We start from the raw sequence: 23,385 nt of genomic DNA, 5'->3' as shown, positions 1-23,385 counted from the left end.
TCCTATGGCTTCTTTGTTTGTACTATGATTATATTCATTCTCACACCTGTGCGCTATCAGTTTCTTGCCTGCTTTTTTATAATTCTTGCTCCCATATCGACAATATTCAACCTGATATTTACAAATTCTTTTATTTTTTCTATAATTTTCTTAACATCTCAATCAGGAGGTATTTTTATGAGCAGTAACCGCTTCATTTTAAAAAATCACGACGGCCAGAAACTGACCGGCAGTCTCTTATATGTATCCACTTCCAAATATGAAGATGACTGGCAGAGCATCCCCCATATCCATCATTTTTCTGAACTGATTTACATCACGGCGGGCAAAGGCCGCTTCATTCTGGAGGGTGAGGAATACCCGGTAGTCGAGGGCGATCTCATCATCATTCCTCCCGACATGGAACATACGGAGCGATCCGTGCCCCTTTATCCTCTGGAATATATTGTCGTCGGGGTAAACGGCGTCTCCTTCCGGGACAGCAAATGCCTGGAGCGTTATTTCATCTGCCACTATGGTACGGACACTGACCTTCTCTCAGTGCTTTTGCTCCTTCTGGAAGAAGCAGAAAGTGAGGAAGCCTACTCCGGCACCGCATGTCAGGCCCTTTTGGAAGTTCTGATGATTCGGATTGCACGCAGGCAGAACCTTCTGCCCACACACTTTACCGCTTCCAGAATGACAAAGGAATGCAGCCAGATTAAGCGGTATCTGGATTCCAACTACGCAGACAATATCACGTTGGATCAGCTGGCCTCACTGGCGCATATGAGCAAATACTATCTGGTTCACGCATTTACCAGGTATACGGGCCTGTCTCCGATTAACTACCTGAATGCCCGGCGAATCGCAATCAGCAAGGAACTGCTGGCCACAACCGATCATTCTATTGCCCAGATAGCATCGCTGGCCGGTTTCTCGTCCCAGTCGTATTTTGCCCAGGTTTTTAAGCGTGAGGTTGGTAAATCGCCGGCCCAGTACAGAAAAGAAGGTCCCCTTAAGAGTATCTGATTATTATTTTACAAATATAAAGAGTAAAAGTCCATAGCCATACATCATTTTATGAGTATTGAAATACAATATAATCAATGTATGATAAATTGGTTCTACAACTAAATTGTGTAAGTTTGTAGAACCGGAGGTGATGGCATGGGAATTGTCGGTGAACGTCTCCGTCTTTTGCGTGAAAAGAACGGCAAGACTCAGGAGGATATCTCCCGGGTCATTGGCACAACACAGCAGATTTACTCACGTTACGAAACCAGTAAAACGGAGCTTCCTGTCCGACATTTACTTAACCTGTCCTCCTACTATAACGTCAGTACGGATTTCCTTCTAGGCCGCATAGATTATCCCAAGATCCCTCCTGAATTTTCCAATTACCTGATTCAGAATGTCACAATTGGCGATTTTGTCTGCCGAATCGATTCTTTCAGCGGCAAATCAAAGAGGCAGCTGGTGGATTACGTTAACTATCTCACCTATCTGGAAAATACCGAAAAGCTTAAGAAAGATGAAAAGCCAAAGAATCTTCCACAATGAAGAGATGATTTTTAGCAGGACAGGCCGTCGGCAGCAGATAAAAAAAGCAGATGTTCCATACCCGGAATATCTGCCTTTTTTATTTACTGTTTATAATCCAAATCAGTCGTCCTCTTCCTGACTGTCTGTTACTGTAAATACCTGACGTTTTCTGGCCATCTCATCGCTTGCCAGATATTCGTCGTATGTCGTAATCTTATCGATCAGCTTGCCGTTTACAATCTCCATAATACGGTTTGCCGTTGTCTCCACGATCTGATGGTCACGTGATGAGAAAATAATTACGCCCTGGAATTTCGTCATACCGTTATTGAGCGCCGTGATGGACTCCATATCCAAATGGTCAGTCGGCTCATCCAGGATCAGCACGTTGGCTCCGGAAATCATCATCTTGGAAAGCATGCAGCGGACCTTCTCTCCACCGGAAAGAACTTTTACCTTCTTCACGCCATCCTCGCCGGCAAACAGCATCCTGCCCAGGAAACCGCGGACATATGTTACATCCTTAACCGGAGAATACTGGGTCAGCCAGTCCACAATCGTGTCGTCGTTGTCGAACTCGGCGCTGTTATCCTTCGGGAAATATGCCTGGGATGTGGTAAGTCCCCATTTGTAGCTTCCCTCGTCCGGTTCCATCTCACCCGCCAGAATCTTAAACAGCACCGTCTTGGCCTGCTCATTCGGGCCGACCAGGGCAGCCTTATCTTCCCTGTTCAGGATAAATGAAATTCCGTCTAAGACCTTTACTCCGTCGATTGTCTTGGAAAGGTTCTCTACGGTCAGCACTTCGTTGCCGATTTCCCGCTCGGGCCTGAAATCAATATATGGATATTTACGGCTGGATGGCCTGATCTCATCCAGTTCGATTTTTTCAAGCGCTTTCTTTCTGGAAGTAGCCTGTTTGGACTTGGAGGCATTGGCCGAGAAACGCTGGATGAATTCCTGCAGTTCCTTGATCTTCTCTTCCTTCTTCTTGTTGGCTTCTTTCATCTGCTTAATCATCAGCTGGCTGGACTCATACCAGAAATCATAATTACCTGCGTAAAGCTGAATCTTGCCGTAGTCGATATCGGCGATCTGGGTGCAGACCTTATTTAAGAAGTACCTGTCATGGGATACCACGATAACCGTGTTCTCAAAGTTGATCAGGAATTCTTCCAGCCAGGCAATCGCATCCAAATCCAGATGGTTGGTCGGCTCGTCGAGCAGCAGAATATCGGGATTTCCGAATAATGCCTGGGCCAGAAGTACTTTTACCTTCTGAGCTCCGTTCAAGTCGCCCATCATTTTATAATGTAAATCAGTCTCGATACCGAGTCCGTTCAGCATATTAGCAGCATCCGACTCCGCCTCCCAACCGTTCATCGTGGCAAACTCGCCCTCCAGATCGGCGGCCTTGATTCCATCCTCATCGGTGAAATCTTCTTTCATGTAAATTGCTTCTTTTTCTTTCATAATCTCATACAGTCTGGCATTTCCCATAATAACGGTGTCCAGAACCGTATAGGCATCATATTTAAAATGATCCTGCTGCAGGAAGGAAAGTCTCTGTCCCGCGGTAATAACAACCTCTCCACTGGTCGGCTCCAGCTGTCCGGACAGGATTCTTAAAAAGGTAGATTTACCGGCACCATTGGCGCCAATCATACCATAACAGTTTCCCTCGACAAATTTAATGCTGACATCTTCAAACAATGCCTTCTTGCCTACACGTAACGTTACATTACTTGTACTAATCATATTGATTCCCTTTCATAATTAACTGCTTTATAATGACTGACTGTTTATTCTCGTTCACTGGCAAACTGCAGGGATAGAAAAAGAGGCTTTTTCATGCCCCTCCCACTGCGTCTCTTCTATTTTACAGGAAAATAATAATTTTGCAAGACCGATTTCACAAAATCCCTGAAAAACAAGGGGTTTGCGGCAATTTACAGAAAATCGCTACTGTAATTGAGGAAAGAGAACACTGCCGGGACGGTCGGGGGGCGGTATGGGGAGAGGGAGGTTGTGAGTCTTCAGCCCCGGTTTAAGTTTAGTCGCGGGTGGGGAATCCGGGCAGAAAAAGTTCCTCCCCCACCAGGAAGGTTATGGCCGGGACTGAAGACGCAAAGTTTTACCGCCATTCCGAACCCCGGCCTGCGGCCGCTGATTTGTTCTGTTTCTTCAAGAGGGAACTATTCTTAAAACCACTACGTTTCTGCGGATTGTAGTGGCCTCCACAATCCCTCTACCCACCTTCTTGACAAAAGAGACAATCAGCCTCTGAAGCTGACGGTTGGGGCAACACCTTCCCTGAGTCTTCAGTCCCGTCGACAAACTGCCCGGGGGAAGGAGGAGAAAAACTTTCCGAAGGGTGACCTTGAAGCCCGCCGGTGCTTAGCGAGGTCCCTCACGAGCTTAGCATCCGCTGTGCGCTTCATAAGCGGGAGCGAGTCCCCGCAGGAATTTTTTTCTCCGGATTCCCCTTCACCACACCCTGCAAACCGGGACTGAAGACTCATATACACCTCCCACTCCCCCATCCGCCATCTTACAGAAGCGTCCTCGCCTCTCAACTACCTCTCCCTCATTGCACCCTCCGCCCACCTGTGCTATACTCAAATCAACGAAAAATCTCCGGCTATACGAATTCCAGACAGGAGGTCCCTTATGTCTTATGATGATTATTCAAAAGCCTATAAAGCAGGTAAAAAGGAATACCAGCGCCATCTTTCGGAGGGCAGTTATCCCTACCTGCAGGCCCTTGATGAAAGTATTTCCCATATCGATATTGTTTCCGAGGTGCGGCTCGGACTGCAGCAGATCCCGGCGGAGCTTATTGCCGGAACGAGGAGTATCGGCAGACGGACCGCATTTGCCCCGAATTATATGCCGCTTCTGGATCCTCATTCGGAATTTGCCTCCAAATGGATTAATCTCTGTGATTCCCATTTGAAGGAAGGGATCCGTGAGCCGGTAACCGCCTGCGAATTTATGGGGCGCTTTTACATCATGGAGGGTAATAAACGGGTCAGTGTCCTGAAGTATTTTGACTCCCCCTTTATCCCCGCCGTTGTCACCCGGCTGATTCCGAGAAGGACGAAAGAAACCGACAATATCATTTACTATGAGTATATGAATTTTCACCGGCTGACCAACATCAACTATGTCCTGTTCGGCCGTGAGGGCGGTTTTACCCGCCTGGCCGCCGCCGTGGCCGGCGACAGTAAGACGGTCTGGACCGAGGAGATGCGGATGGATTTTTCCGCAGCCTATGTAAAATTCCGCAGCGCCTACATGGCCAGCGGCGGTACCCGGCTCTCCATTAAAACCGGCGACGCTCTTCTATCCTATATTGAAATATACGGCTATGCGTCACTTCTTAGCGATCCGTCGTCTAAAGTGAAAGAGAACATGGCAAAAATCTGGGATGAATTTACGCTTCTCAAAGAAAAGCAGTCGGTGGAACTGGTGATGGATCCCGTGGATGCTTCACCCAGGAAAAAGTTTATTGACATTCTGCTTCCGCCTTCCCCAAAACAGGTCAGGATTGCGTTTATCCACTCCAAGAATGCCGCCACATCAAGCTGGACCTACGCCCATGAACTGGGCAGACGCCATGTGGAAGAGATTTTCAAGGGGCAGGCCGAGACGATCTGCATCGACAACATAACCGCAGGGGAGGATGCCCAGGCGGCAATTAAAAAAGCCATCGACGCCGGGTGCGGCATTATTTTCACCACCACTCCTGAATTTATTCCCGCCAGCCTGAAAGCAGCCGTGGAATACCCGGACGTCAAGATACTGAACTGTTCGCTGAATACCTCCCACCGCTATATCAGGACCTATTACGGACGTATGTATGAAGCGAAGTTTCTCTGCGGAATGATTGCAGGCTCCCTTGCGGATAATAACCACATCGGCTACATTGCCGATTATCCGATATACGGTATGACGGCCAATATCAACGCGTTCGCCCTGGGCGCCCGGATGGTGAACCCAAGAGCTAAGATTTACCTGAAGTGGTCGACGGTGAAAGAGGATGATATCGTGGAATACTTCAGGAAACACCATATTTCCTATGTATCCAGCCAGGATATGATTATCCCGCGGTTTGCCTCACGCCAGTTCGGACTGTACCGCTTCGAAAATGCTGCAGACGGCAGCATGCCCTTTAACGCGGCCACTCCGCTGTGGAACTGGGGAAAGTTCTACGAGAAAATTATCAGCAGTATCATCAGCGGATCCTGGGATGAGAACGATTCCTCCGACAGCAGGGCCCTGAACTACTGGTGGGGCCTGTCGGCCGGGGTTGTTGATATCATCTACACCCAGAATCTTGCTCCCGGCACCAAAAAGCTGGTGGAATTTATGCGCCGCGCCGTGGAATCAGGCTCCTTCCATCCGTTTGCCGGAACGCTGTACTCCCAGGACGGTATGATTCAAAAGGATGATGATCACATCCTCACACCCGAGGAAATTATCACGATGGACTGGCTGGCTGACAATATCATAGGTACGATTCCCGATTTTGAGATGCTGGCCGACGAGGCCCGGCCGGTTGTCCGGCTGCAGGGACTTTGCAGGCCCAAGGACATCTGAGGCGGTATATATCACCGAAGGCGATATCACACTCCGTGGTGATACCACGGCGCCATATCGGGCTCTTAAGGTAATACCGCATAAAAACGATACCAGACACGGATTCAGAATAACATATGAGGATTTTATAAATGAAAATACTGACACTGGCTGACGAGGAGTCCAAATCCCTCTGGGATTATTTTGAGAAATCAAAGCTGGACGGGGTCGATCTTATTATTTCCTGTGGTGACTTAGCCCCGCAGTACCTCTCCTTTCTGGCCACGTTTACGCACGCTCCGGTGCTCTATGTCCATGGCAACCATGACGACTGCTATGAACAGACACCGCCGGAAGGCTGTATCTGCATTGAAGATAAGATTTACAACTACAAAGGTATCCGGATCCTGGGTCTGGGCGGCTCCATGCGCTACCGCGACGGCGTCCACCAGTACACCCAGGGTGCCATGAACCGGCGTGTCTCCAGGCTCTGGCCCAAACTGGCCTACAGCCGCGGCTTTGATATTCTCGTATCCCACGCCCCGGCCTATGGCTTCAACGACGGGGAGGATCTCCCGCACACCGGCTTCCAGGCCTTTAACAGGCTGATGGACAAATACAAACCGGCTTACTTTATCCATGGCCATGTCCACGCAAATTATGGTGGGAATTTCAAGCGGAATTCCGTTTATGGTGATACCACGGTAATAAATGCCTATGAGAGATATCTGGTGGACTATGAGGATATAGAAAAAACGGAATAATAGGAAGGTTTCATAAAAGCCCCGCCCTTCGAAACCAATTTCTGGTTCTTCGAAGAGCGGGGCTTTGGATATATTTTTAATTTCGGAATATTTGTGTAAATCCACCGGCATTTTACGCCATACTTTCTTCCCTACTCCTCCCATAACGGACTGAGCGTCCGCTTATAGGAATTATTCAGATGACGGCTCACGGCCTGCTCGGCTTTTTCCGGGTTGCGGTCACGGATGGCAGCGCCGATAGCCTGATGTTCTTCCCATACAATCTGGGCATCAATCGAGTTATTATACACTGATTTAACCTCAAAACGCAGGTAATTGTCTAAAAGCAGCCCTGTCTCGCGGCTCATCCATCCATTGTGGGTCGCATTGGCGATCCCACGGTGGAATTTGTGATCGATCCGGTAGAGGAAACGGCTGTCCCTGGAATCCAGATTGCTTTTCAGCTCATCGAGACACTGAAGCAGTCCCTCTATCTCCTCGTCCGTGCTCCTCAAGGCGGCGAGTCTTGCATTATTGCGTTCCATTAACATACGCATCTCCAGGATATCCCTGGCGTCATCCTCCGTCACGGGAACTACTTTCACGCCTTTTCCCCGGCAAAAACAGACATAACCTTCTTTCTGCAGCTCCAGAAGAGCTTCGCGCACCGGCGTACGGCTGATTCCCAGCTCATTGCAGATTGCTTCCTGTGAATAAACCGCTCCGATCCGGAAACGGTTGTAAAGTACGGCATCCTTAATCAGTTCATATGCCTGTTCCTTAAATGTATTCGTGTGGATATACCCTCCACCCAGCAGAGATTCATCATTCATAAGTATAAAATCCTTCCATTTATTAATCTGCGTAACGGTCCGGCGGCATTATAAGTTTCCGTTTCATAAAGTATGTCCGTCCAAACGGTTACATCGGTAAAACAATTTGCTTTTAAATTCCTCTCAAATCAAATATATTACATATCCATAAATCAAGTATAACGACAAAAGTAAAAAAATGCAATGATAACCCGCGCACTCCGCACTCAGGTTACCGCCTTCAGGTGAAGGAAAAAGCAGGCTTCAACTGCAAAAGCTGACATTTTCTGCGAAAAATAATTGACATCGGGTTCAATCGTGCTATACTAACGATATGTAACATGTAATATGTAATATATTACTGAAGAATGAGGAGGGGAGGGACGTTCATTTTATCGGCAATCTGCTAAACGAAAACAAAGTGTCAGTGTAATTAACGGAAAGCACGCTACTGTGGCTTTTCATTGTCAAACAATCGAAGGAGGAGAAGTATGTTAATTGCTGTATGGATTATTACGTTTATGTTGATCATCGGGGTCGGAGTTTATGCCGGTACAAAGGTTAAATCGGCAAATCAGTGGTCCGGCGGAGACAAGACTATGGGCGCCGTTTCACTCGGCTGTATTTTCGCAGCGTGGCAAATCGGCGGCATGGCCGTCGTTGGCGCGGCACAGAACGGTTACAACCTCGGAATTTCCGGCGCATGGTATTCTATCGCGGGTTCTTTCTATTTTATTGCCCTGGCTGTCTTCGCTAAAATTATCCGGGAAAGAATGCCCGGCGAATCGGTTCCCGCTTATCTGCAGAACCGGTTTGACAAAAAGACCACGCGCTTATACTCCTACGCCTGGATCGTTTACGGATTTCTCTATATCCCGATTCAGTTAAAGACGGTAGCCAGCATCATCCAGATTGTCTTGCCGGGCATGAACCTGATGGCCGCAATGCTGATTGGCGTTACCGTAGCCGTACTCTACACCAGCTTTTCCGGTATGAAGGGGGCATCGGCCGTTGGGCGCGTTGTCTGCATTGGTATCTACATCCTGCTTATTGTCTTTACCTTCACAACGCTTTCCAATTTTGGAGGCCTCGGCGGCTTATTTGAGCAGCTTCCTGAAAAATATGATTCCATGGGGAATATGCCGACACAGCGAATCGTTGCGTGGATCCTGGGCGGATGCATCAGCACCGCGGTTATGCAGGCCGTGCTTCAGCCGCTTCTGGCGGCAAAGAGCCCTCAGGCGGCAAGAACTGGTTCGATTCTCGGCTATCTGATCGCCGCTCCAATCTGTTTTTTCACGGCAATTTGTGGTATGCTGTCAAAAGCGTCCGGCGCCGACCTGGGCGACGGTTCAACTGCTTTTGCTTATGCTGTTAAAACCTTCAGCAGCCCTGTTTTCGCCGGTGTCATCTTTGCATTCGCAACCATGATCATCGCCGCTACGATGGCAACCATGATGCTCGCTACGGGAACCATTATCACTAATATTTACAAGACGGAAATCGCACCGGAAGCCGATGATCAGAAGGTCTTAAAAATTTCCAAATCCGTTACGTTTATTTTTGCCTACCTTACCCTGATTCCGGCTTTCCTGATTCCCAGCCAGTCTCTGACCAACTTGTTCTTAACGCTTCAGCACGTAGCGGCAGCCCCGGTCAGCTTCTCCATCCTGGCCGGTTTAATGTGGAAACGCTGCACAAAGCAGGGCGCTTTCTGGAGTATGCTGACCGGTATGGTAGTGGGCGTTACCTGGATGCTTCTCGGACTGACCGACAAGATGGAAGCTGTATATCCGGTTGTAGTTGTTACATATTCAGTCGGAATTATTGTCTCGCTTATGACGAGTAAAAAGGAGATAGCTTAATATGTATCAGGAACAAAAAAAACAGATTTACATGTGGCCGTCCCACTGGGATAAACCGGTCGCCCGCGGTGATTACGGCGCGGTGAGCTGCAACAATATTTATGCAGCCAGGGCAGGCCTCCAGATATTAAAAAACGGGGGAAATGCTTTTGATGCGGCGGCGGCCGTCTCTCTGGCATTGTCCGTGGTGGAACCCCATCATTCCGGAATCGGCGGGGGCTGTTTCAGCCTCCTGTACAGTGAAAAAGACGACGAGGTCTACGCTCTCGACGGAAGGGGAACCGCCCCCGCGCAGGCTGGGCCGGACCTGTTCTTAAAGGACGGCGAAGTTCAGGACGAGTGGAAAGATCTGGGCGGACAGTCCGTAGCCCTTCCCGGCCTTCTCAGGACGATGGACAATATGCTGAAACGGTTCGGCACAATGTCCTTTAAAGAAGCCGCCGCCCCTGCCATCCGGTATGCGAAGGAAGGATTCGGAACCAGCTACACCGGAGCGCTGACCATGTATGACGACTCCGTGAAACGCAAAATGAACCTTTCCGCTGATTTCCGGAAGCTGTATTTAAAAGGAGAAAAAGAATTTTACCGCTTTGGTGAAACCCAGAAGAATCCCGAGCTGGGAGCATTGCTGGAAACCGTCGCAGACAGGGGAGTCGACGTTTTTTACAGCGGTGAGATCGCAGAACGGATCGTGGCTGTAATCAACGGGCGGGGGGGCTGTTTTGAACGGTCAGATCTGGAACAGTACCAGCCTAAATTCCGCCGCCCGGTTCAGACGGACTACCGGGGATATCATGTCGTTTCCTTTGCTCCCCCAAGCGGAGGATGCGCACTGATTGAGATGCTCAATATTCTGGAAAACACTGACTTACAGAGCATGGGACATAATACCGCAGCCAGCATCCACGCGATTGCAGAGGCGATGAAGCTGGGATTTGCCGACCGCAGCATTGCTCTGGGCGACCCCGACTTTGTGGCGGTGGCCGCCAAACGTCTGACCAGTAAAACACATGCCGGGGAACGGTTTCGGTTGATAGACGGCCATGCGGGTGAATATGCGCCGGCCGAAGGAATCGAAGCGAAGGAGTATCCGGGAAATACCTCCCATTTCTCTATCATGGATCGGTTCGGCAATGCCGTTTCCCAGACCCAGACCGTCAGGGACTGGTTTGGAAGCGGAATCGTGGTGGACGGATTGGGATTTATCCTGAATAACGCCATGTCCGATTTCTCGGCCGCCGCCGGGGCGATGACGAGCCAGGGCTTGGCTTATGGAAGCGCCAACAGCATTGAAGGCGGCAAAACTCCGCTGTCGAGCATGAGCCCAAGCATGGTATTTAAGGACGGAAAACCGTTCCTCGCTATTGGAGCCGCCGGAGGTCCCAGAATTATCACCGGAACGCTCCAGGGTATTATCAATGCGGTTGACTTCGGCATGAACCCGGAACAGCTCGTAAACGCTCCGTATGTGAACTGCCTGACCAGGGCGCAGGGGCTGGAAATTGAGTTCGGGATATCCGAAGATACAATAAAACTTCTGGAAGAAAAAGGCCACCGCCCCGTGCGCATTGCCGTGGACCAGGCTATGAGCACCATGGTAAACAGCGTAATGCAGAAAGACGGCGAATTCTATGCGGCCGGGACAAAGCGCGTAGACGGCTGCGGAGGCGCGCTCCTGTCCAGCGGGAATATTGTTCTGGAGGGCGTCAGCCAGGAAGCGTAAATATACTCGTAAGCTATGCCGGCTATGCTGAAAATGCATTTTGGGAAATTTTTTACCATGTTACGGAAAAACGGACAGAACTGAAGGTAAACCGGCCTCTTCAGTCCTGTCCGTTTTGCGTTTAAATTCTGAATTCTTCTTACTGTGCCATTGGGCTTCCGGCTTTCCTGATTCAGTCTCCAACTCCTGATTACTTTTCTTTATCCTGAATCAGCTCCGGCACGTAGATCGTCTCGCCCTGTTTGTGGGAATAGAATATTGTGACATCATCACCCTCAACAGGTCCCGCTGCCAGATTAACCGGCTTAGGATCCTGCTCAAAGGAGACTTCGGTTCCCTCCTCCGTACGGATTGTAATAACACTCATGCCGACACCGAGAACTTCGCCTGAAACGACGCCCGCCCGGCAGTCTTTATCCCCCTCTCTGGGGTCACGGACCAACTCGGCATTCACGGGCTTGGAGTCTGCCAGATTTATTTTCCCTCGGTAAAATACGGTTACCTCATGATCAATGACGAGTCCCTCGGACAGATTCACCGCCGCATCTTCTTTGGCGAACACGACGCCGTTCGGGTACTCTTCGTTTGCCACTACCAGCGTATTCATTCCCGCGTCTTTCACGGTTCCGCACATAATGTTAATCTCATCTTCCGATTTAATTTCCGGCATTGTCCTCGGATTTTCAGTGCTCTCCTCCGTCGTAACTACGGCCTGGGAGGTTCCCGTCTCCCCCTGCGGCTGCGACGTTCCCGTCGGATCCGTCTTCTTCGCACAGCCGGCTGCCAGGGCGGCTATGGATATTGTTAAGAGCAGCGCTGCTGCATATTTTCCGGTCTTTCTTTTCTGCATATAATGTCCTCCTGTCATAATTCCTTCAGTTGTCGGTTTAAGGCTAATTTAACGGCCATCCTGAAAACGCCCGAATGTATCAACCAGCCAGGACAGATATCCTGTCTGTTCGTCTCCGAACTGTCCAGGTTTCATCCTCCATCTCCAGTTCTCCCCCACCGTGCTCGGCGTGTTCATCCTCGCCCAGTTATCGAGTTTCAGCACATCCTGCATCTGGAAAATCGCCACGCTTGCCACGGAACCGTAGGCCGCCCGGAAAACCTTGTCTACGACCTCGCTCTGATGGGCCGCGCCCAGGTAATCCGCGATATACTGAAGCTCCCACCACTGTCTCTTCTCCGCCTTAAAATATCCGGCCAGCGTCTCGTTGTCATGGGTCCCGCCGTACACAACGGAGTTCGGATCATAGCAGTGCGGAAGATGTTCATTAAAACGGTCTCCGCTGAAAGCGAATTCGATGATTTTCATTCCCGGATAACCTGTTTCCGCCAGCAGATCCTTTACATCCTGGCTAAAGATTCCCAGATCTTCTGCGATAATTTTCGTCGTCCCGACCGCCTCGTTGATCGCATCCGTCAGCTTCCTGCCCGGTCCCTTCTCCCATTTTCCGTCTTTCGCGTCTTTGGCTCCGTATGGAATAGAGTAATACTGGACCACTCCGATAAAATGGTCGATGCGGATCACGTCGTAGAGTTCGGCCGAAGCTTTCATCCTCTCCCTCCACCAGGCAAAGTCCGTTTTCTCCATTGTTTCCCAGTCATAGAGGGGATTCCCCCATAGCTGTCCCTCGTCGGAAAATGCATCCGGCGGCACTCCGGCCACCCTGACCGGCGTCAGCTCTTTCTCATCCAGCTGGAAAAGCTCCGGATGGCTCCACACGTCGGCGCCGTCAAGCGCCACGTAGATCGGGATATCCCCGACAATCTTTACCGCATTCTCCGCCGCATAAGCCTGCAGCTTCTCCCACTGTTCAAAGAATTTATACTGCAGGAATTTCCAGTAATCTATCTCTTCTTCCAGCTCTTTTTCATACTTCTTAATCGCCTCGGGTGCCCGGAGCCTGATGTCCTCGTCCCAGGTCAGCCATTCTCTGTCCTCAAAGTGTTTCTTAAGGGCCATATAGAGGCTGTAGTCAGGAAGCCAGTAGCTGTTTTTCTCACAGAACTTCGCATACTCTTCCGTCTCTTTATGTAAACTTCGTTCAAATGCTTTCCTCAGAAGGGGAAAACGGTAATAATGCACTGCGTCGTATTTGACCTCCTCCGGCTTTTCCATCCAGAAGCAGGCGTCTATCTCCTCCTGGGTCAGAAGCTTTTCTTCCTTCAGCGTATCGAGGTCTATAAAATAAGGATTTCCGGCAAAGGCGGAAAAAGACTGGTACGGGCTGTCGCCGTAGCTGGTCGGCCCCATCGGGAGCACCTGCCAGTAATTCTGTCTCGCCCGTTTCAGTGCATCTACAAATTCGTATGCGCTTTTTCCAAAGGTGCCGATTCCGTATGGGGACGGCAGGCTGAAAATCGGCATCAGAATACCGGCTCCGCGCTTTAACATTGTTTTCATAATTGTTTCTCCTTGTCTGTATTACAGGAATGTTTTAAGCTCAGAAAGCCTGCGTATTTCTCTTGTTACCGGGAGCGCTTTCCTGTTCTCGTTCCCCTGCGGATTAAACCAGCATGTGTCGACTCCTGCATTCACCCCGCCCTGGATATCAGATGTCAGGGAATCCCCGATCACCATCATCTCCTCCGGCCTGATATCCGGAATACGAGCAAAACAGTAATCAAAGAATTCCTTCTGCGGTTTCTGGCTTCCCGCTTCCTCGGAGATAAAAAGCTCCTGGAAATACCCGGAAAGTCCCGAGGCCTTAAGCCGTTTTCTCTGTGTGGCGCCGACGCCGTTAGTCACCACATAGAGCTCATACCGTTCTTTCAGATAATCGAGAATTTCCAGCGCTCCATCCATCAGGTAGGCCCCCTCGCCGAGCCAGACGCGGTATGCATCCTCGGCCTCCCTGCCGCTCACCGGCAGGTTATGGGCGCCGAAGAAGCGCTCAAAACGGACCGTCAGAACATCATCCCGCTCCATCTGCCCGACTTCAAATGCCTCCCAGCACTCCTGGTTAATTCTGTGATACTCTTTCACATAGCGCTCTTCCGGCTCTAAACCATACTTTGCCAGCACCTTTACAAATGCCGCGGCCTCCGCCCTGTCAAAATCCAGGAGCGTGCCGTCCACATCCATTAAAAGCGCTTTATATTGTCTGCTCACGCCCGATATACCACCTTTCCGCCGCAGATTGTGAGTTTCACTTTACCGTAAAGCTCCTCTCCCGCAAATGGGGAATTGGAGGATTTGGACCGGAACTCCCTGACAGTGAACGTCTCGCTGTCGTCGAAAATCACGAGGTCGGCATCCCCGCCCTCCCTGATCCGCCCCGATTCCAGGCGGTAGAGCCTGGCCGGGTTCAGGCACATCTTCTCCATCAGCTCCAGATAGGTGAGATGTCCGGCCTTTACAAGCTTCGTGACTGCCAGTGGAAGGGCGGTCTCCAGGCCAATGATTCCGCTCGGCGCTTCCGTGAGCGGTTTTTCTTTCTCCTCTTGGCTGTGCGGGGCATGATCCGTGGCAATAATATCGATCGCTCCGCTCTTCAGCCCTTCAATCAGCGCCTCCCTGTCCTTTGCCGTGCGCAGGGGCGGATTCATCTTTGCCAGAGTCCCATGCTCAAGCACAGCCGTCTCATCCAGTGTAAAGTGATGCGGCGTCACTTCCGCCCACACATCGGCGCCCAGCTCTTTGGCCAAAGCTACCATTTTCACGGAATTTCCGGAACTAATATGCTGGATATTGACCGCCGCACCGGTGTGGAGGGCAATCATACAGTCCCTGGCCACCAGAGAATCCTCTGCAAGCGCGGGAGAACCTCCGATGCCCAGTTTCTCGGAAACTGCTCCCCGGTTGATTCCGTTGTTAAAGATAAATGCAGGATCCTCCTCGTGGAAACTGAGAGGCAGATCAAGCTCTTTTGCCTTCTCCATGGCTGCTTTCACCAGTTTTTCATCCATCAGTGGAATGCCGTCGTCCGTAAATCCGGCGGCTCCGCAGGCCTTGAGCGCTTCCATGTCGGTCAGCTCCTGTCCTTTCAGGCCCTTTGAGACAGCCGCGGCCGCCAGTACATGAATCCCGGTTGTTTTCCCTTTTTCAATAATATATCCGACCGTCTCCGGATTGTCGGCAGCCGGTTTCGTGTTCGCCATGCAGACCACCGTCGTGAAACCGCCCGCCTTTGCCGCGGCCGCTCCCGTCACGATGTCTTCTTTATATGTCAGGCCGGGATCACGAAAATGTACATGCACGTCCACCAGGCCCGGGGCAACGATAAGACCCGACGCGTCAATCACTTCCCCGACGCTGTTTTCCGTCTCTTTGTCGGAGCCGTTTTCATTGTTTCCGCGTCTGATTATCTTTTTTATCTTCCCGTCCTCAACCAGTAAATCGGCGGGGCCGTCAAAGCCGCTTTCCGGGTCTATGACCCGTCCGTTTTTTATAAGCATGATTTTTCTCCTCACTGTTTCGGTTGCTGTTTCAGTTGTTGTCTGCGGCATTCTTATTTTGCCGGCACAATTTCCAGCCAGTATCCGTCCGGATCCGCAATAAAGTAGATTCCCATGGCCGGATTTTCAAAGCAGACGCAGTCCATCTCCTTATGCTTTTTCAGGGATGCTTCCATATCATCTGTTACAAATGCCAGATGGAACTCGTTGTCTCCCAGGTTATAAGAATCCTTCTCCCAGTCTCTGAGCCAGGTCAGCTCAAGCTGGTAGCCCGTCTCACCATCACCGAGGTACACCAGAATAAAGCTGCCGTCCGCCGCTTCTTTTCTGCGCACTTCCTTAAGGTTCAGCGCCTCCTCGTAGAATTTTAAAGACTTCTCCAGGTTTACTACATTAAAGTTATTATGTGCAAATGTGAATTTCATATGTCAAGCTCCTCTCCTTCTCTGTGAATCTCTATCAGACGCTCTCTCCATCCTTCGCTGGACGGATGCTGCCTCATCTTTTCAATTATACTGTAGTCTTTCCAGAAATGCATCGGAATTACGGTTTTTGCATCGGCTTTTTCCATAAATTCTTTCATCCCCAGATAAAACCACTGTTCCAGGCGCGGATCCAGAGGAATAAAGGCCGCATCCGCGGTGCGCCCCGCCAACTTATCCATCTCTCTCGCATAATTGGCAGCCATATTGTGGTTCCAGGCTTTGTCCTCACCCTCCCACCACCAGTTATTCAAATCTCCGGCATGGTAAATCTCTTTTCCCTCACAGGAAATCCAGAACGCCACACCCTCATCGGTGGATTTAAAAGTCTCTATCTCCATGGTGACGCCGTCCTGCTCCACATTTCCGGCTTCTGACGGCTTTTCGTTTCTGCCGGGATGCAGCGTGTATTTCTCACCGGCTTTTACAAACAGCACTTTATCAAGCAGATGTTCCGGCACTTTCTTTTTATTAATGTCTTTGGAGAGAACATATTGAATATCCTCTCTCCCCTCCGCCAGGCCAAATATAACCGGCGCAAAGTGGTCACCGTGAAAATGGCTGGCAAAAACCACCAGAGGCCTGCTCCTGTCAAAATCGGGCAGAGGTCCTTCATAGTAGTCAAACAGCATGGTTACATGATCCAGCTCTACTGAGAAAGAGCTGTGATGTATATAGGTTATTTTCATATATTTTCGGCCTCCTTGCCTGCCATCGTGTACTGGGTGCTGAGTTTTGTGTTCTCTTTATTATATTCTAAAAGCCGGGGGGCTTCAATATGAAAAATGAGGGCGGCAGTGGGACGGATGGGGACGGGGTGGTGAGTGGGAGGTTATGAGTCTTCATTCCCGGGAGGATGGGGATCGTAAAGTGGGGGCTACGGAAGAAAGAAATCTCCTGCGGGGACCGCTTCCGCTTATGGAATGCGCAGCGCTTCTAAGCTCGATAATACCTCGCTAAGAAGCGGCGGATTCCAACATCCCCTTCGGAGATTTTTTCTTCCTCCTCCCCCACAGGCAGTTTATGACCCGGGACTGAAGACGCCGGGTTTATTGTCCACCCCGTCCCGAAACGGCCACTACTGTCTGTCCTGATTTTAGGGGCGGGGAGGGAAGGGACACCACCACCTTTTTTGAACGCTTATTCTATAATTGCTTATGGGGCTGGGATTGGAGAATCTTTACAAAAATGAATCAGAAGGAATTTGACGACAAAAATAGTAGCTTTATCAGTTGGTTATGGTTCTCTATAAGCTTAAATGGCTTGGTTACTGTTTTTTGATAAAATACGCCTGTATGGAAGTATAAAATGGTTCCCTATTTGGTGCACAAATAAAATTACCGCTTGCAAGAAGCCTTAAGGCGATCTATGTACATTTGACAGAATTGTATAAAAACCGTAGAATGAAACAAATAGCTGGGAAATAATGCGCATTAGGCGAGTAAAGCGAAGGAACGGCAATTTATATTAGACACTGGGTACGGATATAGAAACAGGAGGTTGTTTTTATGAAAAATACATTAAATAAGTTGTTTGGTGATATAGATTATTTTGCTGAATGCGCCTCAAAAGCAGCTATAGAAAAATATAAAGACAGCATACGCAGTAATAGCGTATATTCCCATGACGGTAGGGAAGAAGGGGCATATTTTTGCGCAGTTCCTAAATCATGCTGTAATTCCTTAGAAATGGCGCTTCCTATCCTTTTTATCTATTCATTATATGAGCATGAAGAATGGCAAAAATCAGAGAAACCATGGAAGAATAATTTCAAAACCGATGAGTGGAAGAGCCATTTAAAGGATTATTGGATACCAAAATACTTTTCGTGTGAGGGCACTTCAAGTATCAAATATATGCAGGCGGATGCCATAGACGGATTCGATATTAAGAATAAAATACTGGATATTGCAATCACATCTCCTGTTCTTTTTATAACTCGATATGGTGATATTAATGCCTGGAACTCTTTCGATTATCTGATTGAAACAGAAGATAAATATATTCTTTTTGAATCATGGACAACCGCGTAATACATAAAAATCAGCAGAAATTTGAGAACAGAATCTGAGGAGGAGGTACAAAACTTGAAGAAAATCATAGCAGCCGCATTAACTGTTGTAATTTCACTGAGCGTGTTCTACCTTGTGGGGACAGGTTTTATGAAGCAGACAAGCGTGGTATTAACTGATTATTTAGAATCAGAAGATGGTACTGAAATAACACTTCATGTTGCAGTTGCCTCCTCTATGGGTTATATCCGAGATTATAAAGATGAAGGTGGTGGTGTAAAACCTCACTACTTGAAGTTTTACTCTACTTTCGGTGGATTAAATAGTTCGTTTGGTTCTGAAAATTCGTTTGTACTAGATATAGCACCAGATGATACGGAGATTTACTTCTATCAGGATGATGGTGGATATACATTAGTATTAAAGAAAAATGAGCAAACAGGTGTATGGGAAGTACCAAAATAACCCACCAACAAAATCCAGTTCTCATAAGAGTTTCGTGAAAGAAATGGAAAGAAAATTAACAGAGGTAAAGATATGTGTGATTATTGCGCTAAAATAGAGTTGAAAAACAAATTTCAGACACCTAACGAGTATGAAAAGGCCGTTGGCTATATCAAAGAACTTATTGAGATCCAACACTTCGTTTTAATTGACGGCAACTGTGAATTAGGTTGTCATAAAGATGTGAACGGGCGATGGATAGATGATATCATTTATCATGTCGTAAAATGTCCTGAATGCGGTCAGACATATACCTGTATTGTAAATACATATAGAGGTGGCGGTTCATTTAGCAAAGGCAATTAATCTCCTCTTCAATTTGCAGCTGCAACGCGTAGAGAAAAATGGAAACATTTTGTTACGCATTTAATTTATTATTCCAACCAAAATTCCCTTACCACTTTCTGATACGGGTAGTGGCCTCGACAATCCCTCCCCCTTTTGAAGGAATAGGACAGTTCAGACGCCGCAGGCCGGGAGGACGGGGTGGTCGATACCCCTGGCGTCTTTGGTTCCGGGTCATAGACTTCCCGTGGGGGAGGAGGAAGAAAAAACCTCCGCAGGGGACGTTGGAATCCGCCGCTTCTTAGCGAGGTATTATCGAGCTTAGAAACGCTGCGCATTCCATAAGCGGAAGCGGTCCCCGCAGGAGGTTTCTTTCTTCCGTATCCCCCACCTCACGACACCCATCCCCGGAACCAAAGACTCATAACCTCCACACCACCCCCATCCCCCGGCCGACCGGCGGCGTCCTCATTTTTCACCACTATTTCCTTTTGGCCGCCGCCTTACTCATAAATTTCTCATTTTTTATAATAAATCTCTCATGCTCGCCTTCGCCGATTTTACCGCTCTCATCAAAGGCCTCCACATGGAATACCAGTCTTCTTCCGTCAACTTCCGTCAACTCACTCTCACACCATACGATCATTCCCGTCGGTGTGGCGGACATATGGCTGATGTTCAGCTTCGTTCCAACGGTTCCTTCGCCGTCGTTCATATAAGGGGCAACGCTCATCCACGCTGTTTTTTCCATAAGAGCCACCATGGCCGGTGTTGCAAATACTTCCAGAAGACCGCTTCCAAGAGCGTTTGCAGAATTGTCCTCTGTCACCATTACTTCCTGTCTTCCCTGAATTCCTGCTTTTAACATCTTCTCTACCTCTCTTTTCTTTGATTCAAACGTAAATCTAATCTTCCAGCCTGCTGCCGCATTTCGGACAGTAGGAGAAATCTTCCGCCGCTTCGTATCCGCAGTTCGGGCACTTCTTTCCCGAATGCTCCGGCAGGCAGTTGGAGCCGTTCTGTTCCCCATATGTATGTCCCGCACGTTCCTCCTGCTCCCACGGGTTTCCATTTCCCTCGCGGCACAGTGTCAGGTCTTCGTCACGGATTTCAACATCCGCTCCCCGAAGCAGCATCCGGCCAATCTCCGGATTCAGCTCGTACACGGCATTGCAGCACGACATCTTCACATAATAGCGTCTGTTCCACTTAAACAGAGGGATAAAGAAAAAGCTGAAATACATATAGGTCATATAAACCTGATATCTTCCATAGGCTCCGCATCTGTTGCAGATTACCGTTTTTAAATATTCTATCTGTTTCATTCCGGAACTGATTCCGCCGATAAATATCATACCCGCCACCTGATTTCTGATTACTCTGCTGCATCGCTCTGTCCGGTTTATTGCGTATCACTGCATTACCGGGATATTTATTAGTATACTAAACGTATTTTACTTGTGCAATAAATATGTTAAAATTTTATCTATTTTTTAGAAATATCTGGTATATGGCAAAAATCGCATTTACAGCAAAGCAGGCAGCAGGCTAAGGCATTACCCTTTATGTTGTTCCTCATCCCAATTATTTTAGGGGTTGTTTATTATGTGGAATTATTTTCTTAAAAATAAAAGTAGTATTATGGTATAATGTCCACAAAGTAGACATTATACCTGCGCATGCTGATTTCTGCGTCCACCTCAGAAAACAGCTTAAAATCACCCGGAATCTTAATTCACCAACACCCGCCACATACATAAAGGAACCTATATCATGATTACAAAAAAGATAACCAATTTCGACCTGCAGCAAATCGCCGAATCCGGCCAATGTTTCCGCATGAACTGCCTGGAACCCGGCAGATACAGGACGGTGAGCGGCGGCCGCTATGTGGAAGTCGTCCAGGAGGAACAGACCTTCTGCTTTCACTGTTCCGATGAGGACTTTCCGTTCTGGAGCCGTTACTTTGATCTTGAAACCGACTACGGCGCCATCATTTCCTCCGTTAGGAAACGCGATGTTTACCTCCAGGAGGCCGCCTGCGCGGGCAGCGGTATCCGCATTTTGAACCAGGATCCCTGGGAAATGATTATAACCTTCATTATCTCCCAGCAGCGCACCATCCCCAAGATTAGGGAGGCGGTAGAAAACTTAAGCCGACTGTACGGGGAGGAGAGACAGGCTCGTTCAGCCTGCGGTAAAACCGTACTTTACCACACGTTTCCCACTCCATCCCAATTAAAAAAGGCCTCCTTAGAGGACCTTCAGTCATTGAAGCTGGGCTATAGGGCCAAGTATATCCACCGCATCTGCCGCGACGCGGATGACAAAAACCTGGATCTTTCACTTCTCTCGGCAATGGATTATAAAAAAGCCATGGAATACCTGAGCGGCTTCTATGGCATAGGGACTAAGGTGGCTAACTGCATCTGCCTTTTCGGGCTGCACCACGTGGAGGCTTTTCCCGTGGACACCTGGATACAGCAGATTCTGATGAACCATTATTACAGGAAAAAATATGACTCTGCTCCCAAAAGCCGCCTGTACGAGATGATGGTGCAGGATAACTTTGGAAAATACAGGGGCTGCGCCGGAGTGATGCAGCAATATATATTTTACTATGAACGCACAGTGTTAAACGGGCGCAGTTCCTGACCCAGCCTGTCGCGCCTTATCGCTACAGGTTCAGCAGCACCAGCGCCAGAAGGATCATCCCGCACCCATATACCTGCCGCTTTGTCATCTTATCCTTCAAAACCAGAACGCTCACAAAGCAGACAATCAGGATTGTACCCACACTGAAGCACGGGTAGGCAAGGTACGCGGGCAGTCTGGTGACCGCCGCCAGAAGCAGGGAGGTTGAAAAATAGTTGGGGATTCCGACAAAGATGCCGCTGATAAAATCTACCGCCTTCAGTCTCTTCTTCTCCCGGAACACCTCACAGAGCATTGGGATCAGGCACAGAATCAGGGCGGTCAGGAATGTGTAAAATAAAAACAAAGCGTCAAACCTGCGTTCCCCGATATGTTCAAATACCTTTGACATCCCGTCTCCCGCTCCGCTGAAGAGAAACAGCACAAGGAGGGCCATCTTTGCAGATGCCCCTCCTTTTCCTTTTTCCAGATTAATCACAAGAATAGCTGCCACGACGAGGGCCATCCCCGCCGTCTGAAGAACCGTCGGCCTCTCGTTTAAAAAAAGAATACTGGCTGCCACCGGCAGCATGATTCCCAGTTTCGCAAAAGCGGATGACAGGACGGCCCCGTTCTTCCTGATGCTGTACTGTAAAAACAGAAGCGACCCCAGAAAGAAGATTCCATTCAATATTCCGGCGGCCATGGCCGTCATCATCGCCGCTTTCAGCCCCGGGTCCCCGGCAGATACCGTCATCAGAAACTTCGCAGTCGGAATGATCTGTTTCTCCGGGAGCATCAGGAAAGCAACCACGGTGCAGGTCACATAATTTCCCGTCAGGATTGCATATTTATTGCTGCTGTACTCTTCGCTCAGGCGCAGCGCCACAGCCATGGATGCACTGCAGAGTACCGCCAGTATCAGATAAATCATTTATAATAAATCCCCTGTCTCTCTGAATCTTCTGTAATGCTGGCTTTCTTTCGCCCTCTCGAGGGTTTCAAGCATTTCTGGAATATCTTCGTTCATATTCCCTGCCAGGACGACATAGTTGGATGCATGATTAGTACGGAACACGGTTCCCGGAGAATCCACATTTTCCAGGAAAATCTTCATCTCATCCATAATCTCATCCGCCGTGATACGCTCAAAGCGTCCCTCCACGACATCGTCGTACATCGGTGTGCCCTCATAGAGGCGGAGCGTCAGGAAAGAAGCGAATTCCGGGTTCATCTCGGAAATGAGTTTTGCACAGGAAAGCGCGTGCTCTTTGACCTTTTTCCGGCCTCCAAGGCCCGAAATCAGCGTTACCGAGGTGGCGATTCCACACCGTTTTAATTTCTGTCCCGCATCAATTACCTGCCGGGCCGTCACTCCCTTGTGGATGTATTCGAGGATTTCATCGTCTCCCGTTTCCGCGCCGACATAGACAATTCCCAGTCCGGCTTCCTTAAGCTGCCTCAGTTCGTCCTCCGATTTTCGCAGTATATCCTGCGCCGTTCCGTAGGAGGCAACTCTTGTCACATTAGGAAACAGGCGTCTGACGGCTTCCAGAATCGTAAGCAGATCTTCCGTCTTCATAATCAGGGCGTCCCCGTCGGCAAGGAAAACTTTCTTTACATAGGCCGCATAGGCGTCATGGGCCTCCTGAAGATCCGCCATGATCTCATCCATCTTGCGGACGCGGAACTCTTTTTCCTTGTACATATTGCAGAATGTACAGGTATTGTGCGCGCAGCCGATTGTCACCTGTACAATCAGGCTCCTGGCCTCACTCGGGGGTCTGTATACAACTCCTTCATATATCATAGTCCT

The 23,385-nt window shown here is 49.0% G+C and carries 21 protein-coding genes; 9 read left to right on the top strand and 12 right to left on the bottom strand.

The annotated features are described in order from the left end of the window. The first annotated feature begins 177 nt into the window (after positions 1–177). On the top strand, positions 178–1,011 hold the full coding sequence (locus EJL91_RS10850) for a helix-turn-helix transcriptional regulator (RefSeq protein WP_125141946.1): 834 nt from the start codon (positions 178–180) through the stop codon (positions 1,009–1,011). Between the two features lie 138 nt (positions 1,012–1,149). Further along, entirely contained in the window at positions 1,150–1,542 is a 393-nt protein-coding gene (locus EJL91_RS10845; RefSeq protein ID WP_125141945.1) for a helix-turn-helix domain-containing protein, read from the top strand. Positions 1,543–1,644: 102 nt separating this feature from the next. On the opposite strand, the gene EJL91_RS10840 is transcribed toward EJL91_RS10845, so the two are convergent. After that, positions 1,645–3,282, bottom strand: a complete 1,638-nt coding sequence (locus tag EJL91_RS10840; protein WP_125141944.1) for an ABC-F family ATP-binding cassette domain-containing protein — start codon at positions 3,280–3,282, stop codon at positions 1,645–1,647. A 912-nt stretch (positions 3,283–4,194) separates the two neighbouring features. Between EJL91_RS10840 and EJL91_RS10835 the strand changes: the two genes are divergently transcribed. After that, the gene (locus tag EJL91_RS10835; RefSeq protein WP_125141943.1) at positions 4,195–6,126 is read left to right on the top strand and encodes a BMP family ABC transporter substrate-binding protein; all 1,932 of its coding nucleotides are present in this window, start codon (positions 4,195–4,197) and stop codon (positions 6,124–6,126) included. Between the two features lie 131 nt (positions 6,127–6,257). Beyond that, positions 6,258–6,869, top strand: a complete 612-nt coding sequence (locus EJL91_RS10830; protein WP_125141942.1) for a metallophosphoesterase family protein — start codon at positions 6,258–6,260, stop codon at positions 6,867–6,869. A gap of 131 nt (positions 6,870–7,000) precedes the next feature. On the opposite strand, the gene EJL91_RS10825 is transcribed toward EJL91_RS10830, so the two are convergent. Then, positions 7,001–7,681 (bottom strand): GntR family transcriptional regulator, encoded by a 681-nt coding sequence (locus EJL91_RS10825; RefSeq protein ID WP_125141941.1) that lies wholly within the window; start codon positions 7,679–7,681, stop codon positions 7,001–7,003. Between the two features lie 470 nt (positions 7,682–8,151). Between EJL91_RS10825 and EJL91_RS10820 the strand changes: the two genes are divergently transcribed. Continuing rightward, a complete protein-coding gene (locus tag EJL91_RS10820) occupies positions 8,152–9,525 on the top strand; it encodes a sodium:solute symporter family protein (RefSeq protein ID WP_125141940.1) in 1,374 nt (457 codons plus the stop codon). 1 nt (position 9,526) lies between these two features. Then, positions 9,527–11,248 (top strand): gamma-glutamyltransferase, encoded by a 1,722-nt coding sequence (gene ggt, locus EJL91_RS10815; protein WP_125141939.1) that lies wholly within the window; start codon positions 9,527–9,529, stop codon positions 11,246–11,248. A 190-nt stretch (positions 11,249–11,438) separates the two neighbouring features. Here ggt and EJL91_RS10810 read toward each other — a convergent pair whose 3' ends face one another. Genes EJL91_RS10810 through EJL91_RS10785 form a run of 6 tightly spaced genes read right to left on the bottom strand, consistent with a single transcriptional unit; the run spans position 11,439 to position 16,823 of the window. After that, positions 11,439–12,098, bottom strand: coding sequence for a hypothetical protein (locus EJL91_RS10810; RefSeq protein ID WP_125141938.1), 660 nt, complete (start codon positions 12,096–12,098; stop codon positions 11,439–11,441). 48 nt (positions 12,099–12,146) lie between these two features. Further along, positions 12,147–13,658 carry a 4-alpha-glucanotransferase gene (gene malQ, locus EJL91_RS10805; RefSeq protein ID WP_125141937.1) on the bottom strand — a complete coding sequence of 504 codons (1,512 nt, stop codon included), beginning with the start codon at positions 13,656–13,658 and terminating at the stop codon, positions 12,147–12,149. Between the two features lie 21 nt (positions 13,659–13,679). Further along, positions 13,680–14,366: a YjjG family noncanonical pyrimidine nucleotidase gene (locus tag EJL91_RS10800; RefSeq protein WP_125141936.1), complete on the bottom strand. Its 687-nt coding sequence runs from the start codon at positions 14,364–14,366 to the stop codon at positions 13,680–13,682. Next, on the bottom strand, positions 14,363–15,655 hold the full coding sequence (locus tag EJL91_RS10795; RefSeq protein WP_423243443.1) for a dihydroorotase: 1,293 nt from the start codon (positions 15,653–15,655) through the stop codon (positions 14,363–14,365). Before EJL91_RS10795 ends, EJL91_RS10800 begins: the two co-directional genes overlap by 4 nt. Before the next feature lie 50 nt (positions 15,656–15,705). Next, complete coding sequence (locus EJL91_RS10790) at positions 15,706–16,077, bottom strand: VOC family protein (protein ID WP_125141934.1); 372 nt, start codon at positions 16,075–16,077, stop codon at positions 15,706–15,708. After that, a complete protein-coding gene (locus EJL91_RS10785) occupies positions 16,074–16,823 on the bottom strand; it encodes an MBL fold metallo-hydrolase (RefSeq protein WP_125141933.1) in 750 nt (249 codons plus the stop codon). The genes EJL91_RS10790 and EJL91_RS10785 overlap by 4 nt, the downstream gene beginning before the upstream one ends. 819 nt (positions 16,824–17,642) lie before the next feature. On the opposite strand from EJL91_RS10785, the gene EJL91_RS10780 reads away from it, so the two are divergent. Both EJL91_RS10780 and EJL91_RS10775 read left to right on the top strand, forming a co-directional pair. Then, on the top strand, positions 17,643–18,167 hold the full coding sequence (locus EJL91_RS10780) for a hypothetical protein (RefSeq protein ID WP_125141932.1): 525 nt from the start codon (positions 17,643–17,645) through the stop codon (positions 18,165–18,167). Positions 18,168–18,221: 54 nt separating this feature from the next. Beyond that, positions 18,222–18,611 carry a hypothetical protein gene (locus EJL91_RS10775; protein ID WP_125141931.1) on the top strand — a complete coding sequence of 130 codons (390 nt, stop codon included), beginning with the start codon at positions 18,222–18,224 and terminating at the stop codon, positions 18,609–18,611. 805 nt (positions 18,612–19,416) lie between these two features. On the opposite strand, the gene EJL91_RS10765 is transcribed toward EJL91_RS10775, so the two are convergent. Both EJL91_RS10765 and EJL91_RS10760 read right to left on the bottom strand, forming a co-directional pair. After that, complete coding sequence (locus tag EJL91_RS10765) at positions 19,417–19,803, bottom strand: thioesterase family protein (protein ID WP_125141929.1); 387 nt, start codon at positions 19,801–19,803, stop codon at positions 19,417–19,419. A gap of 37 nt (positions 19,804–19,840) precedes the next feature. Further along, positions 19,841–20,290: a zinc ribbon domain-containing protein gene (locus EJL91_RS10760; RefSeq protein ID WP_125141928.1), complete on the bottom strand. Its 450-nt coding sequence runs from the start codon at positions 20,288–20,290 to the stop codon at positions 19,841–19,843. Between the two features lie 418 nt (positions 20,291–20,708). Between EJL91_RS10760 and EJL91_RS10755 the strand changes: the two genes are divergently transcribed. Beyond that, positions 20,709–21,590: a DNA-3-methyladenine glycosylase family protein gene (locus EJL91_RS10755; RefSeq protein WP_125141927.1), complete on the top strand. Its 882-nt coding sequence runs from the start codon at positions 20,709–20,711 to the stop codon at positions 21,588–21,590. Between the two features lie 22 nt (positions 21,591–21,612). Here EJL91_RS10755 and EJL91_RS10750 read toward each other — a convergent pair whose 3' ends face one another. Beyond that, positions 21,613–22,503, bottom strand: a complete 891-nt coding sequence (locus EJL91_RS10750; RefSeq protein ID WP_125141926.1) for an EamA family transporter — start codon at positions 22,501–22,503, stop codon at positions 21,613–21,615. Beyond that, positions 22,504–23,379, bottom strand: a complete 876-nt coding sequence (locus EJL91_RS10745) for a radical SAM protein (protein WP_125141925.1) — start codon at positions 23,377–23,379, stop codon at positions 22,504–22,506. Between the last annotated feature and the right edge of the window lie 6 nt (positions 23,380–23,385).

Source organism: Clostridium transplantifaecale (assembly GCF_900626075.1).
GTDB classification, from domain to species: Bacteria; Bacillota; Clostridia; order Lachnospirales; family Lachnospiraceae; genus Otoolea; species Otoolea transplantifaecalis.
The sequence above is the reverse complement of the archived record's forward strand: the minus strand, read 5'-3'. Positions and strand labels throughout refer to the sequence as shown.

Excerpts from the sequence above, each read along its gene's own strand:
- EJL91_RS10750 (WP_125141926.1), bottom strand. The coding sequence starts at position 22,503 with ATGATTTATCTGATACTGGCGGTACTCTGCAGTGCATCCATGGCTGTG.
- ggt (WP_125141939.1), top strand. The coding sequence starts at position 9,527 with ATGTATCAGGAACAAAAAAAACAGATTTACATGTGGCCGTCCCACTGG.
- EJL91_RS10850 (WP_125141946.1), top strand. The coding sequence starts at position 178 with ATGAGCAGTAACCGCTTCATTTTAAAAAATCACGACGGCCAGAAACTG.
- EJL91_RS10755 (WP_125141927.1), top strand. The coding sequence starts at position 20,709 with ATGATTACAAAAAAGATAACCAATTTCGACCTGCAGCAAATCGCCGAA.
- EJL91_RS10845 (WP_125141945.1), top strand. The coding sequence starts at position 1,150 with ATGGGAATTGTCGGTGAACGTCTCCGTCTTTTGCGTGAAAAGAACGGC.
- EJL91_RS10790 (WP_125141934.1), bottom strand. The coding sequence starts at position 16,077 with ATGAAATTCACATTTGCACATAATAACTTTAATGTAGTAAACCTGGAG.
- EJL91_RS10840 (WP_125141944.1), bottom strand. The coding sequence starts at position 3,282 with ATGATTAGTACAAGTAATGTAACGTTACGTGTAGGCAAGAAGGCATTG.
- EJL91_RS10765 (WP_125141929.1), bottom strand. The coding sequence starts at position 19,803 with ATGTTAAAAGCAGGAATTCAGGGAAGACAGGAAGTAATGGTGACAGAG.
- EJL91_RS10825 (WP_125141941.1), bottom strand. The coding sequence starts at position 7,681 with ATGAATGATGAATCTCTGCTGGGTGGAGGGTATATCCACACGAATACA.
- EJL91_RS10785 (WP_125141933.1), bottom strand. The coding sequence starts at position 16,823 with ATGAAAATAACCTATATACATCACAGCTCTTTCTCAGTAGAGCTGGAT.
- EJL91_RS10745 (WP_125141925.1), bottom strand. The coding sequence starts at position 23,379 with ATGATATATGAAGGAGTTGTATACAGACCCCCGAGTGAGGCCAGGAGC.
- EJL91_RS10820 (WP_125141940.1), top strand. The coding sequence starts at position 8,152 with ATGTTAATTGCTGTATGGATTATTACGTTTATGTTGATCATCGGGGTC.
- EJL91_RS10830 (WP_125141942.1), top strand. The coding sequence starts at position 6,258 with ATGAAAATACTGACACTGGCTGACGAGGAGTCCAAATCCCTCTGGGAT.
- EJL91_RS10780 (WP_125141932.1), top strand. The coding sequence starts at position 17,643 with ATGAAAAATACATTAAATAAGTTGTTTGGTGATATAGATTATTTTGCT.
- malQ (WP_125141937.1), bottom strand. The coding sequence starts at position 13,658 with ATGAAAACAATGTTAAAGCGCGGAGCCGGTATTCTGATGCCGATTTTC.
- EJL91_RS10810 (WP_125141938.1), bottom strand. The coding sequence starts at position 12,098 with ATGCAGAAAAGAAAGACCGGAAAATATGCAGCAGCGCTGCTCTTAACA.
- EJL91_RS10760 (WP_125141928.1), bottom strand. The coding sequence starts at position 20,290 with ATGATATTTATCGGCGGAATCAGTTCCGGAATGAAACAGATAGAATAT.
- EJL91_RS10835 (WP_125141943.1), top strand. The coding sequence starts at position 4,195 with ATGTCTTATGATGATTATTCAAAAGCCTATAAAGCAGGTAAAAAGGAA.